The 14,056-nt window shown below is 38.5% G+C and carries 14 protein-coding genes; 10 read left to right on the plus strand and 4 right to left on the minus strand.

Annotated elements, in window-relative coordinates:
* The first annotated feature begins 495 nt into the window (after positions 1-495).
* From wrbA to VIG73_RS05575, 4 genes are all read left to right on the plus strand, one after another.
* Entirely contained in the window at positions 496-1,098 is a 603-nt protein-coding gene (gene wrbA / locus VIG73_RS05560) for an NAD(P)H:quinone oxidoreductase type IV (RefSeq protein WP_331639800.1), read from the plus strand.
* Between the two features lie 364 nt (positions 1,099-1,462).
* Positions 1,463-2,041 carry a TetR family transcriptional regulator gene (locus VIG73_RS05565; protein ID WP_331639802.1) on the plus strand — a complete coding sequence of 193 codons (579 nt, stop codon included), beginning with the start codon at positions 1,463-1,465 and terminating at the stop codon, positions 2,039-2,041.
* A gap of 164 nt (positions 2,042-2,205) precedes the next feature.
* Entirely contained in the window at positions 2,206-2,598 is a 393-nt protein-coding gene (locus VIG73_RS05570; RefSeq protein ID WP_331639804.1) for a multidrug efflux SMR transporter, read from the plus strand.
* Positions 2,598-2,912 (plus strand): multidrug efflux SMR transporter, encoded by a 315-nt coding sequence (locus VIG73_RS05575; RefSeq protein WP_331639806.1) that lies wholly within the window; start codon positions 2,598-2,600, stop codon positions 2,910-2,912. Before VIG73_RS05570 ends, VIG73_RS05575 begins: the two co-directional genes overlap by 1 nt.
* A gap of 80 nt (positions 2,913-2,992) precedes the next feature.
* Here the strand turns inward: VIG73_RS05575 and VIG73_RS05580 are convergent, their stop codons facing one another.
* The gene (locus VIG73_RS05580) at positions 2,993-3,997 is read right to left on the minus strand and encodes an LLM class flavin-dependent oxidoreductase (RefSeq protein ID WP_331639809.1); all 1,005 of its coding nucleotides are present in this window, start codon (positions 3,995-3,997) and stop codon (positions 2,993-2,995) included.
* 418 nt (positions 3,998-4,415) lie between these two features.
* Between VIG73_RS05580 and rlmN the strand changes: the two genes are divergently transcribed.
* From rlmN to VIG73_RS05600, 4 genes are all read left to right on the plus strand, one after another.
* Positions 4,416-5,498, plus strand: coding sequence for a 23S rRNA (adenine(2503)-C(2))-methyltransferase RlmN (gene rlmN, locus VIG73_RS05585; protein WP_331639881.1), 1,083 nt, complete (start codon positions 4,416-4,418; stop codon positions 5,496-5,498).
* A gap of 126 nt (positions 5,499-5,624) precedes the next feature.
* Entirely contained in the window at positions 5,625-6,149 is a 525-nt protein-coding gene (locus VIG73_RS05590) for a DUF1700 domain-containing protein (RefSeq protein WP_331639812.1), read from the plus strand.
* The gene (locus tag VIG73_RS05595) at positions 6,139-6,945 is read left to right on the plus strand and encodes a DUF4097 family beta strand repeat-containing protein (protein WP_331639814.1); all 807 of its coding nucleotides are present in this window, start codon (positions 6,139-6,141) and stop codon (positions 6,943-6,945) included. Before VIG73_RS05590 ends, VIG73_RS05595 begins: the two co-directional genes overlap by 11 nt.
* 18 nt (positions 6,946-6,963) lie before the next feature.
* Entirely contained in the window at positions 6,964-7,497 is a 534-nt protein-coding gene (locus VIG73_RS05600; RefSeq protein ID WP_331639816.1) for an isochorismatase family protein, read from the plus strand.
* 131 nt (positions 7,498-7,628) lie between these two features.
* On the opposite strand, the gene VIG73_RS05605 is transcribed toward VIG73_RS05600, so the two are convergent.
* The 3 genes from VIG73_RS05605 to VIG73_RS05615 all read right to left on the minus strand — a co-directional run bounded on the left by VIG73_RS05605 (position 7,629) and on the right by VIG73_RS05615 (position 12,368).
* A complete protein-coding gene (locus tag VIG73_RS05605) occupies positions 7,629-8,891 on the minus strand; it encodes a GGDEF domain-containing protein (RefSeq protein WP_331639819.1) in 1,263 nt (420 codons plus the stop codon).
* Positions 8,892-9,212: 321 nt separating this feature from the next.
* The gene (gene fdhD / locus VIG73_RS05610; protein WP_331639821.1) at positions 9,213-10,001 is read right to left on the minus strand and encodes a formate dehydrogenase accessory sulfurtransferase FdhD; all 789 of its coding nucleotides are present in this window, start codon (positions 9,999-10,001) and stop codon (positions 9,213-9,215) included.
* A 15-nt stretch (positions 10,002-10,016) separates the two neighbouring features.
* Positions 10,017-12,368 carry an FdhF/YdeP family oxidoreductase gene (locus tag VIG73_RS05615; RefSeq protein ID WP_331639823.1) on the minus strand — a complete coding sequence of 784 codons (2,352 nt, stop codon included), beginning with the start codon at positions 12,366-12,368 and terminating at the stop codon, positions 10,017-10,019.
* Positions 12,369-12,749: 381 nt separating this feature from the next.
* Between VIG73_RS05615 and VIG73_RS05620 the strand changes: the two genes are divergently transcribed.
* Complete coding sequence (locus VIG73_RS05620; RefSeq protein WP_331639825.1) at positions 12,750-13,283, plus strand: RNA polymerase sigma factor; 534 nt, start codon at positions 12,750-12,752, stop codon at positions 13,281-13,283.
* The gene (locus tag VIG73_RS05625) at positions 13,276-14,055 is read left to right on the plus strand and encodes a hypothetical protein (RefSeq protein WP_331639827.1); all 780 of its coding nucleotides are present in this window, start codon (positions 13,276-13,278) and stop codon (positions 14,053-14,055) included. Before VIG73_RS05620 ends, VIG73_RS05625 begins: the two co-directional genes overlap by 8 nt.
* Position 14,056 lies beyond the last annotated feature (1 nt).

The raw sequence follows: 14,056 nt of genomic DNA on the forward strand, positions 1-14,056 counted from the left end.
GCCTTTTATTTTTTCGAAGTCTAGTGTAAAATTAATTTGAGTCATCATAAATTCCTCCTTGAATGTTTTTTGGGTTATAAACATTGTTCCAGGAATTGTGATGGCTCATTCTCTTTTTACACAATTATATAGACTTAATCCCGTGAGAGGCTGTATTGGAGCTTCAATGCGTTGTCTCGTTGTGTTTTTTATCCCCGAGAGGCTGTATTGGAGCTTCAATGCGTCGTCTCGTTGTGTTTTTCATCCCCGAGAGGCTGTATTGGAGCTTCAATGCGTTGTCTCATCGTGCGTTTTCTTCCCGAGAGGCTGTATTGACGCCTCCGATGCACTGCGATTTCTGGGTCTGTTTCTCATATTAGGTCGCTTAAACTCCCCCTTGCCAAAACATTGTTCCACCATAAAAGATGAAAAATACAATAAGCCATGTTGCATAAGTATGCCAGAATGGGGAAACCTGTCATAAGAATAAATATTTCTAAAAGGAAAGTGATATGAATGGGGCAAGTCAAATTAGCTTGTATTTATTATAGTTCGACAGGGACGAACTACCAGATGGCAAAATGGGCTGAAGAAGCAGCAAGAGAAGAGGACGCTGAAGTAAGAGTTGTCAAAGTAAAAGAACTAGCTCCTGAAGAAGCAATTCGTTCCAATCCATCATGGCAAACTCATACTGAGGAAACAGCTGATGTGAAAGAGGCGACATCTGATGATATTATTTGGGCAGATGCGATTATATTCAGTACCCCAACCCGCTTTGGAATCATGTCCTCACAGATGAAGCAGTTTATTGATCAGCAAGGTGGTCTTTGGGCAAAAGGCCAAACAATGAATAAAGTTGTCAGTGCCATGACAGCTGCGCAAAACGATAATGGTGGTCAAGAAGCAACGATTTTATCATTTTATACTGCCATGATGCATTGGGGTGCGATTATAGTAGCGCCAGGATATACAGATTCTTCTATTATAGAAGCAGGTGGGAATCCTTACGGGGTAAGTGTGACTGTTGACCAAGATGGATCGATGCAAGAAAATGTAGAAGCAGCTGTCAAGCATCAAGCGCGCCGTGTCATTCATGTTGCTAAAAAAATGATGGATTAGTATTTAAGAGTTAAGAGTATCTAACTGACGATTTTATAAAAAGATAATTAGAATATATTTGTACTTCATCGCCCTAGACATAACAGCAGTGCTTCCGCTACGGATACTATAGAGAAAAACCTCACTCGAAGTCCCCGCGGAGCCACTGCCACGGGCACTAAATGGAAAATTCATTCGAAGTCCTCGCAAGCCATTGCCACAGTTATTCAAGAAACCCCATCACCTAATTCCCCGCGGTGCCCCAATAATGCTCTCTGCCTTTTTTCATCGATTCTTTTTGCTTTTTTCAATTCTTTCCGGTATAATGAATGACTGTCAGTCACTTTCGGTTTTAGATTACGTACATGTGGAGGGAAGACGTGGCATGGCGGATAAAAAAGGACGTATTATCGATTCAGCGATTGAGGTATTTTCCGAGAAAGGAATCGACAAGACAAAAGTTTCAGATATTGTGAAACGAGCAGGAATAGCACAAGGCACATTTTATTTATATTTTTCTTCTAAATTGGCAGTTATGCCATCCATTGCGGAAGTGATGGTTGAAAAAATTTTAGAGGAAGTAAAACAACATATCGATCAAAAAGCATCATTCTCAGAACAGCTGAAACAAGTGATTAATATTGTTTTTAAAATTACGAAAGATTATCGTGACATTTTTGCATTAATTTATGCAGGTCTAGCGTCTACGGAATATCTACAAGAATGGGAAGCCATTTATGCCCCGTACTATGAATGGATGAGTGTTTTCTTAGAAGATGCACGTAACGAAGGTGTTATTCGTCAGTCGATTCATCCTGACCAAACAGCGGTGTTATTAATCGGACTTATCGAATCTGCGGCTGAACAAGCATACTTATATTCACATGGAGACCAGGATGCCGCATCATTAAAAAAGCAAGAACTACTTCATTTTGTAGAACATGCTTTAGGATTAGCAAAGTGAATGACTCACTACTAAGCATCACTTGAAGTGAGAGACTTCTTGGCTAAGTATGTTGAAAAATGCTTGGGTTACCAAGCGTATTTTTATTAATAAAATGACTGATAATCAGTCAATCAATTATAGTAAAATATCTTGAATGAATATTAAAAGGAGCGAAAGCAATCATGGTAGTAAAGAAAGAAAGTAAAGCGAAATATTGGATATATGTCGCTTTAACGAGTTTCTTTGAATTAGTTTGGATTTTTGGTTTCAATGTTGCTTCTGAGTGGTGGCATTGGATTTTCATCATTTCATTTATCTTTTTAGACCTCCATTTCCTGGCTCGAGCAGTTGAAGGGTTACCGGGTGGAACCGTGTACGCAGTATTTGCAGGTGTTGGAACGATTGGAACATTTTTAATGGATGTGTATTTATTTGGTGAACATATTAGCTTAGCTAAAATCTTCTTCATCGCCCTCATCATCGTCGGTGTAGTGGGCTTGAAGTTGGCTGATGATGAAGCAGAAAAGAAAGAACTTAAGCAACAAGTTACCCGTGTGGAAGGAGTTGAGCAATAATGGGTTGGGTATACGTATTACTTGCTGCAACTGCCGAATTAGTCGGTGTATGGGGCTTAAACTTATTTAGTCAAAAACGTAATCTGAAAAACGCACTCATTTATTTCGGGGGATTAGGTTTATCATTTGCGCTCATTTATATGTCGTTTAAATACTTGCCAGTCAGTATCGCTTATGCTGTCTTTATGGGGTTAGGAACAGCAGGAGCAGTTATTATTAATATGCTATTCTTTGGTGATTCAAAAAGTTGGTCCCGTGTGGCTAGCTTAACCTTAATTATTGCAGGTGTCGTTGGATTAAAAGCTCTTTCGTAAAAAATAAATAGGGGAGTCTAAAAATCCCCTAAATTAAAAACAAAGCGGAGAAACAAGTATCTGTTTTCTCCGCTTTGTTTTTATGACTCCATGAACTCAGCGATAATTTCATATGAACGAAGTCGTGCCTGATGATCATAGATTTGTGAATGAATAATGAGTTCATCGGCATTTGTTTTTGCAATAAAATCTTCTAATCCACGCTTCACGGTCTCTGGGTTACCGACAATCGTTGAACCTGATGTCAATGTGTTTTCAATGGCTACTAATTCAGAAGGTGTACAAACGTCTTCTAAGTTAGACACAGGTGGTTTAAGAGGTGTTGGACGACCACGGCGTAAACTCAAAAATTGTTGTTGGGAAGACGTTGCGAGATATTTAGCATCCTCATCTGAGTCTGCTGCGATGACATTTAAACCGAGCATCGCATATGGTTTTGACAATTTGTCTGATGGCTCAAATAAATCACGATAAATGTTAAGCGCTGGGATTGTATAGTCAGGAGAAAAATGACTTGCAAACGAGAAAGGCAGTCCTTTTTCTGCAGCTAATCTGGCACTAAATCCACTTGAACCGAGTAACCAAATTGGAATATCTAAACCTTCACCTGGAAAGGCACGCACGATTCCCGTACCGGCAAAATACGCTTCTAACTCTTCTACTTGATCAGGGAATTCTTCGACACGTTGTTTTAAATCACGTCTTAAAGCATAAGCAGTCATTTGGTCAGAACCTGGAGCACGACCGAGACCGAGATCAATTCTTCCTGGGAATAGTGATTCAAGTGTGCCGAATTGTTCAGCAATCACAAGAGCGGCATGGTTTGGTAACATAACACCACCAGCACCAACACGCAAATGTTCTGTTTTTTCCGCAACATGGCCGATTAGAACAGATGTCGCCGAGCTAGCAATGCCAGGCATGTTATGATGCTCCGCCAGCCAATATCGGTTGAACCCCCATTTGTCAGCATGTTGGGCCAACTCTACCGTTTCTAATAGCGCATCCCTTGCAGCGCCCCCTTCTTTAATCGGTGCAAGATCGAGGATAGATAACGGGATATGTTGGAATGTTTTTGTTGTCAATGAAAATTCCTCCCTTAAAATAATAAGTTTATCTTCGCGGCGTTACTAAGACTCCTTCTGGCAGGGGAAGGTAGGCTAAAAGTGCCACGTCCTGTGGCAACGCCTGGGACTGCGGTTACTCGTCCCACTGAAAAGCGTTTGCATTTGCACGTCCTATGTTGCGCAGGTTAAATACGCGACGTTCTGCCGCAACGCCTCCACTAGTACGTCCTGGACGTCTTAAGTGCGACTAAGGTTCAGGAGGAGTAAAATCTCCATCTGACCAAGTCTACTTTATCTTTATTATGCAGAATACGCATATATCAGACAAATTTCTTGATTTTGGATAAATGTTTAAGTTGCGTTCAAATGATATTTTGATACTATAGATAGATGGTATACGTTTTTGCAGTGAATATGAGAAAAGAGGTTTTTTCAAATAATGAAACAGTCCATTTATGGCCTAGCATATGAACAATTACAGCAGTGGCTTGTTGAACATGGTGAGAAAAAGTTTCGCGCGCAGCAAGTGTGGGATTGGCTTTATAAAAAGCGTGTGAAATACTTTTCCGAGATGCATAATGTCAATAAAGAATGCATTGCTCTGTTAGAAGAACATTTTCAAATTGAAACGCTTGAAGAAGAACTAAGACAAGAGTCCAAAGATGGGACAATCAAATTTTTATTCAGGTTGGCGGATGGCAATTTAATAGAAACGGTCTTAATGCGATTTAACTACGGTTTATCGGTATGTGTGACAACACAAGTTGGGTGTAATATCGGTTGCTCATTCTGTGCGAGTGGTCTGTTAAGTAAAAGTCGTGATTTAACTGCTGGTGAGATTGTTGGACAGATTATGAGAGTTCAGGCTCATCTTGATCAACAAGGGAAAGATGAGCGCGTCAGTCATATTGTCGTTATGGGAATTGGTGAGCCATTCGATAACTATGACAACCTCATTAACTTCTTAACGGTTGTTAATGATCAAAAAGGTTTGTCGATTGGGGCGCGCCATATAACGGTATCAACGAGTGGTCTTGCTCATAAAATATATCAATTTGCTGATTTAAATTCTCAAGTTAATCTCGCCATTTCACTCCATGCACCAAATAATGATTTAAGAACACGCATTATGAAGATTAATCGTGCCTTTCCAATTGAAAAGTTAATGGATGCGGTACACTATTATTTGGATAAGACGAATCGTCGGATTACGTATGAATATATTATGCTTAGAGATGTGAATGACCGAGAGAAAGAGGCATTAGAACTTGCTGAATTATTAAAGGATCATCGTCATTTAGCCTATGTTAATCTGATTCCGTATAATACAGTCGATGAGCATAGTGAGTATCAGCGTAGTCACTCGGAGACAATCCAAGTCTTCTATGAAACATTGAAAAGAGAGGGTATCCCATGTGGTGTTCGCTGGGAAAATGGTGCTGATATTGATGCGGCCTGTGGTCAACTCCGTAGTAAACAAATTAATAAACGACGTCCACCAAGTTGTGGTAGAGTTTGATTTATAATCGGCGTAACAGCCGATTTTTTTGTTTTAATACGGAATGATTAAGATTGATGTTGTAAATAGTTCCCAATTGACATATATTTAAGATAACTAGTAAAAAAGTAGTTAGAAGGTGCACGTTTGAATAAAAAAATGTTCTTACAACGATTAAAAATGGAATTAGCAGGTAGGGCACCAGAAGAGATTGAATCTATTATTCAGGACTATGAAGCTTATTTTCATGAAGCTGAACAAAAAGGTTTACCAGAAGAAGAGGTTATTAGACAACTCGGAACACCCCAAGACATCGTCGATAACATTCGAAAAAATGAACACCATCAACCAGGCCAAGTAGTTATAAAAGTAATTTTACTCATATTTTTTAATATAGCGATTATGCTACCGTTATTTGCTACGGGGATTGCCTTTTTAGTCGCTTTAGTAGTCACGGTTTTCGCTGGTATCATTTCACCTCTTTTTTCCATGATTGATTTATTAAGGGGATATGGCGAACGTTTTGATTTCTTTCTTTCACTATTATTTTCAGGAGTCGGATTACTCTTTTATCCATCTTGTATAAGCATGTTTAAAAAAGTCCCTCCACTTGTTAATCGATACTATAAATGGAATTTAAAGATAGTAAGAGGTGAGCATGATGCGTCATAAAACTAGATTAATAGCGGGTATTCTAATCATCATAGGGTTAATCGGAATTATTATTACAGGAGGTGATTTATTCATGTCAAATAAAGAGCAAAGTGGTAAAGAAGTTATATCTGATGCAAATATTAATCAGGTACATATCAAAAGTGATGTAGCAACAATCAATCTTTTGCCATCAGCTTCAGATGATATTGAAGTTGCTTGGGAAGGCTCTAAGACGAGACAGCATAACCTAACAATAAGGCAAGATGATAAGACACTTGAAATCGTAGTAGAAGCAGATAGAGGTTTTTTTAGCCGTATATTTTCTTTTGGATTTTTTGATTACTTCTTAAATGTTTCTATCTATTTACCTGAGCGCCATTATGAACACGTGTCTATTAATAGTGATGTCGGTAATGTCTCGATTACTTCCTTAGATGTTAATCACCTCGTTAGCAAAACCGATGTTGCTAATATGACAATTAAAAATATAAAAGCGGATGTTATTGATGTGAAGACCAATGTTGGTAATGTCAACTTATCTAACGTCACAGGTGCGATTAATGCACAAAGTGATGTTGGTAAACTCGATTTAAAACTAAAAGAAATAACCGACCATATCCAATTAACATCTGATGTCGGTAAAATATCAATGAGTTTACCGGAAATACCCAATAATGTAAGCTTTATAGGATCATCTAATATTGGCAAAATATCCATCTTTGGGCAAAACGGAAACTATATGAATTCCCAAGCAGATTTTACTGTCGACATGCGAACCGATGTCGGTAAAATTGATGTCCATACGGCGAGATAAAGAAGTAGGTGTTATGAAATGAAGGCTTTGCTTGTTATTGATGCACAAAATGTTATCGTTAATTTTAAGGATTTTTCTAAAGAACTAGCACTCATAGAATCTGTTATTCATGATTTTAAGCAAAATAATGACCCGGTCATCTTTATTAAGCAGATTGATGAGAAGGAAGACCACCCGTTTTATAGAAAATCTAAAGGTGCCGAACTTCATCAATCTTTGGAAAAACATGTCGATAGTGTTATCGAAAAATCAACGCCAAGTTCGTTTTTTAATACAACACTGCAATCTTTCCTCGAAGAAAAAGAGATTAAACATGTGTTTATCACAGGATTTAATACGGAATTTTGTTGTATGTTTACGGCAATAGCTGCATATGATCGTGGATATCAAGTGACATTCATTGAACCAGCGACAGGGACGGTTAATGACGCAGAAGTCTATGAAATGGAAGGTTTGGATGTAAGAGACTTCGTTGGAACTGTCTTGCACTGGTCAAATGCAATTGAAGTCCTTGATGAAGTCGAGTACGCCGAGAAGTACAAGAATGATTAATTTGGGAATAAATCTTAGTAGGGTTATCATTCGAAATAGAAAGCGTATGATTATAATATTATTTAAACGCTGATGCTCTAATGTCACTTGATTTCGCTTGTGATCAAGTTGGAGCATCAGCGATTCACTTTTTAATCAATCCGTTGTGTAAGAGGCAAATCAATCAGCCCATTTCGGCTACAGAGCTGGTTTTTCCCTTTTCTCTTTGCTTCTAATAAGAGTTGGTCAGCAAACACATAGGCTTTTTGTATGTCCAATGCTTCACATGCTTTATAATAATACATGCCGATGGATGCTGTATGATTAACGGAAATTGTTTTCCCTTTGAATTCCGCAATCGCAGGTGTATTAGCAATTCTTTTGCGAAGTTCTTCTAGAAATGTGATGCTTTCGGTATAGCTCCGCCCGTGTAAGAACAGTGTAAATTCTTCACCGCCACTCCGAAATAGAAAGTCCTGATCAGAAAGGTTTTCACTTAGCATTGCTGCAATATGTTGAATAACCCGATCCCCAACCGAATGGTTATACGTATCATTCACCTTTTTAAAGAAATCAATATCAATCACAACAATCGCTATTTTTTCCTGACAGTGATTGAGTTGGTCCATTGTTTTAGCCATATATGCTCGATTATATACTTCTGTTAAAAAATCTGTGTATGCCATTTGTTTGAATTTATCGCGTTCCATTTTATGCTGCAGACTCTTATGCTTCTCGGAAAAAGAATAACTAACAAGATAGTTTAGTATAAATAAAGCTATAATCATATCCCAGCGTTGCTCCATTAGAAAGACAAACAATAATCCATTAGAGAAAACGGTTTTTCCAAGGTCTGCGATACTTCTCGTCCGGATAAAATCAATCGCTTCACGTACGGTTTTTATTTCGTTTCCCAATATAAAAATAACAATCAAATTAAGATCGGATAATAAGGCAGTTAATGAAACGAGCATAATGATTAATATCCAAAACCCGAAAGGAACGGATGAAAAAGTTGGATATAAATATGTGAATAGATAAAAAGCGAGTGAATGGATAAAGGCAAAAGAACCGATATTGTAAAACGTATGGGCAAATTCATCTTCATCAGCTGTATGAGTAAATCTTCTTGTAAAATATGTAATAAACCGCTGCACAAACTCAAAAATAAAAATTCCCAATGGTCCCGCATATAATCCTAAAGATAAACTATAATGAATGCCATAATCAATGGTTATGTTTCCTTTCGTCATTGACACGTTAAGGTGTGAATAAAGGCTTGTAAATACCCAGTAAATAAGTACAGCCTGCATAAAAACATACGGATCGCCAGCGAATCCCCCATATGTGAGAGCGATAAGTAAAGACGCAATAAAAAGGATTAGTTGAAAACATAGTGTTAGTTTCTTTTTCATAGTCTTTTTTGCTCACCCCCACTTTCAAAACTAGGTATTTAGAACTACTATAATCATAACATAAAACGATTATACTAGATAGGTGAATTTGGAATTGTTTAACAAAGGGGCGTGTAACATCTATCAATGGGTACTAATATGATGATTGGAAGTAATAATACATTGCATTACTTCTCCTAACGCTCAAATCAGATGAACAGCATTGTTAATAAATAATAACAAGCGGGGAAAACAGTTCCCCGCCAATATATTTAGCGAATGATCGCGGAATCTGTCTTGTTCAACAACCTATTATAATGACAGACGCCCTATGTCTACTTTCTAGCCATTGACTATCCGTTCAGGATGGGAATACACATTCATTCTTTCCCCGCGGATAAAGCCAGCTACTGTAATACCTAAATCATTCGCTAATTTAATAGCTAAATCAGTTGGAGCGGATTTTGATAGTAGAATACCGACTCCGATTTTAGATATCTTTAACAAGACCTCCGAGGAGATCCTCCCACTAAACACAATGATTTTATCACGGACGGATATGTGATCTGTTAATATTTTTCCATAGATTTTATCGAGTGCGTTATGCCGCCCAATATCATGGCGCATAAATAGGACTTTATCAACCGTACATAATGCAGCATTATGCATGTTTCCCGTTTGTTGAAAGATATCAGACATCGCTTGCATCCGATTCATTAATTTGTAACAAGTAGATGGCGTAATTGTTAGTAAATGTTTTATTGTCTTGGCTGTTCGAATATCACTTTTAAAATAAAATTGCCGACTCTTGCCACAACATGACCCGATAAAGCGTTTTGAATGATCGAAGTGAGAAGGATCAATGACACGATTTAATGTTACATGGGCAAATCCACGTTCCATATCGACAGATAGTTCTTGAATGTCATCTAAAGTGTATATAATCCCCTCAGATGCCAAAAAGCCGCATACGAGATCTTCCAAGTGGCTAGGGGAACAAACTAAGGTGGCAAATTCGTTTCCATTTAACTGAATCGTTAGTGGTGATTCAACCGCTAACGTATCTTTTTTATGAATAGAGATATTCTCTTCGTAACGTATGATTTCCCAACCATCATGAGTGATTCGCAATTTTTCCCCTCCATTCTAATTCGGCTCTGTTTCAAGTTCAGCAACGCGTTTTTCAACATATTTCGTGTCTTTTTGAGCGTAATATGTCTCGGCTTTTTCTACTATAGCTGGTGCCTGATATTCTGGAATCCCAGCAAATGTTTCATAAACGCCTTTTTCTATAAGAACATTTCCCTCTGGCCAATGTAGACCAACATTTCCTGTTTTAATCGGAGCAAACTTAGCACGTCCTGTAAATAACCCGAGCTTGTTGTAGACAACAATGGCATCGCCTTCTGATATATTGAGTTTTTCCGCATCGTTTTCATTCATCAATACATCATAGCGATCTGCATCATTAAACGGGTCTGTTTCCCCATAAATCATCGAATTAAATTGTTTACCGCGGCGGGTTGTTACATAGAAATGCCCTTCAGGTTTCCGTAGTTCCGGAATTTCAACAGGGATTAAGTTGCCTTTTCCATCTGGTGTCGGGCACACCCCTCCTTCACACAGCCAAGCACCGCCCCACTGAAATACATCGCCTTTTTCTTTTAAATGTTGGATGCCGTCGTAATTAGGTGCCGCCTTGGCAATTTCTTCACGGATTTCTGCTGCATCTTTAAAATCTATTAAATGGGCAGATTCTGGCTTCATGCGTTTGGCTAAATCAACATAAATTTCCCATTCGGACCGGGCTTCCTCAATTCGTGGGCCTTTAATTTCTGGTGAAAAATAGACCATCCGTTCAGTTGAAGTCGATGTTCCACCTCCAGGTTGTTCATAGCGTGTCATAGCAGGAAGGACAATCACGGCTTCTTTCGCATCTACAAATGTTGATGTGTTAAAAATAATATCTTGATGCACACGAATGTCAACTTCAGATAAACACTTCTCTACAAACTCAGGGTCAGGCATCGTTTCTAAAAAATTCCCACCAGATAAATAATAGAGTTTTAGTTTTCGTTCATGGTCTTCCGGTAGAAGGGCATTTTCCAGTGTCACACCAACGATATCACCTTGCCATTTAGGAATCTCAAAGCCCCATACTTTCTCAACTCGTTTGCGGTTTTCTTCATCCATATTTCCACCTGGAAGTACGAACGGGTCAGCTCCCATTTCTCCAGAGCCTTGGACACCTGAATGACCACGGATTGGCATCAGACCACAATGTTCTCGTCCTATAAAACCTCTCAGCAGGGCGAGATTAGCCACTTGTGAAATATTATCCGTACCGAAGCGGTGTTGTGTTAATCCCATGGACCACACGAAGACAGCTGATTTGGCATGAGCGAGTAGTTCTGCTAATTCTTTCATCCTTTCTCGAGATAGACCAGAAGATTTCTCTAGAATCTCCCAATCGTAGTTCATTACATTTTCGCGTAATGCGTCATAATGATTGACATGCTCATTAACGAAGTCATGATTAACGGCTGAGCCATGCTTTTCTTCCTCCATTAAAAACCAATGTTTCATGATGCCATGCATAAAGGCGATGTCACCACCGATATTAACTTGATACACATCGTCGGCAATTTTTGTCCCGAATAATGCCGATTCAGCAACAGAAGGAATCCAATATTTCTCCATGGATGGTTCATAATAAGGGTTAATGATTATAATTTTCGTTCCTTTTCGTTTCGCAGCATACATATATTTCGTTGATACAGGTTGATTATTCGCTGCTACAGAGCCCCAGAATAGGAGGACATCTGTACCAATCCAGTCTTTATAATTGCAACTTGATGCACCAATTCCGAGTGAACGGTTTAATGCTGTTTTTGATGGTGAATGACATATGCGAGACGCATTATCAATATTATTCGTACCGAGAAAGCGTGCGACTTTTGCCGCGGTATAGTACACTTCATTCGTAATGCCGCGTGATGTTAAGTAAAAGGCATATTGCTTCTCGTTAAGCGCTTTCATTTTGTCGGAAATTTTATCCAGAGCATCATCCCAAGAAATCCGTTGAAATCGGCGTTCTCCAGGTCGACGAATAAGCGGATATGGTATGCGTCCCAGCTTTCTTAACTCCGTACTAGAAAGTTGTCGAAGTTCGTCAATGTCTTTATGAATGATCTCTTCTTTCATTGGTCCCATCGTATTTAAACGGAGTACATTTAGTCTCGTTGTACACAGATGTGGTCCTTTTAATGTTTGATCTTTCAGCCCAGAAACACCTAGAGCACATCCATCACAAACCCCTTGTGTTAAAATGCGTGTGGCGTATGGGAGATTACCTTTGTTTTCCCAAATAACTTTTAACGTATCACGCACATGATGCGGTTTAATCTTACCTAAACCAAAGGGCACTTTACTGACCCAAAGACTTGGGTCAGGTTTTTTAGAAAGTTTTATTGGCCCTGTATGTTTTGTTTTTCCCATGTTAACCCCACCGATCAAAGATATTTATAAAGAGAAGGTCTATTATTTAGAATAATACTACAATTAATCTGAAAATGAAACCTTACGAGTAGATTCTTGTTGTTTCTTTTTCAGTTTGTTTAAATCGATTCGAATCCATAAAGAGGCAACTAATGCAATTCTAAAAAGAATCGTGAATATTAGCATTGTTACATTATAACTATTCTACATATCGCAAATGAATGACAGTAACAATGGACCAGCTATTCCAGCCATCCCCCAAGCGGTTAAAAATTTTTTTGTTTTTAATAACATAAATAAAATATTTAAAAACTTTTTGTCTGTTTTACGGGTATATAGAGTGAGAGGGAAGTTTTTCTGATTGGAAAGGAGGCCGAGAGAATGGACCAACAAGAAAAAAAATTACTACGCAAGCTCAAAAAGGGAAATCGCAAATCGTTTAGGCAGTTATATCATTTATATGCTGATTATGCTTTGCGTACCGCCTATTTACTGACACGAAGCCATAGTGATGCCGCAGATGTTGTTCAGGAGACATTCGTCAAGGTTTATCGCTATATCGATTCTTATCAAATTGAAAAGCCGTTTAAGCCTTGGTTTTACCGTATCTTAATTAATGAATGTAAACGCTGCTTAGCTAACCGAAATGATTTACAGCTCGAAATCGATGAGCATATTGATCGACTAGCGGATGATCGTAGCTATGAACAGCATGCCGTCTCAGATTTAGACATAGCACTTAATATGTTAAATGAACACGAACGCACATTATTAATCTTGAAATATATAAACGGATTCACGGAAAAAGAATTAGCAGAATTATTTACGATCAATCAAAACACATTAAAATCACGTCTCTACAAAGCGAGGCAACGCTTAAAAGAAGTTCTTTCAGGAGGTGTTTTAGATGAATAAAGAAAACTGGGAAATGGATGTGAAGCAGCAGCTGATGCAACAAACAGAAGACGTGACAAGACAAAAAACAGCCGTCTGGCTTGAGATAGAAGGCCGGATATTTAGAAAAAAAAGACGATCGATTCGTATTTTGACTACGGCCATTACTGGGGCTGTTATACTCGCATTGTTAGTAATGAGTGTTCTTTACCCACCAAAAGAATCGGACCAAGCGATTGATCCGCCAAGGAATTCAGAACATGTGCCAAAACAAGATCTATCGGAACAATTTGCTCGTGAGAAAACATTAACAATCGAATTAGAGGGACAGTTAGAAGAAGTGGCCGTTCATCTCGAGATAAATGAAGCGTTAAATCATGTGATATATGTAGATGAGGAACGTTATATTTATCAAAGTGACAATCAAATGGCTCGGATTGAGCCAAAAGAACCGCTTGGAGAAGATGTACCGGAAGTCGCGATGGAATTTTTCCAAAAAGATGGGATGACTCAAGAAGAAGTAATCGCCTATACAAAACAAGCGATGGAAGAAGAGCGTATGTCATATCAAACGACGGAAAACGTGTTAACTCCTTTTGAAGCGACACAGCTTGTAGCTTATGGAGAGAGGGAGGACTGGGATATGCCAATCCATCGTTACTACCTTATTGATCGTGGAGGAGGAACATGGCTAATCATTAAACAAAAATATTTCATGATAGCAGAGGAAGGTCACGCAGTCCGTTTTGATTCGATGTTACAGACGCTTGAGTTCATTGAAAATAGCCAATGAA

Source organism: Cerasibacillus sp., from assembly GCF_036516575.1.
In the GTDB taxonomy this organism is placed as follows: domain Bacteria; phylum Bacillota; class Bacilli; order Bacillales; family Amphibacillaceae; genus Cerasibacillus.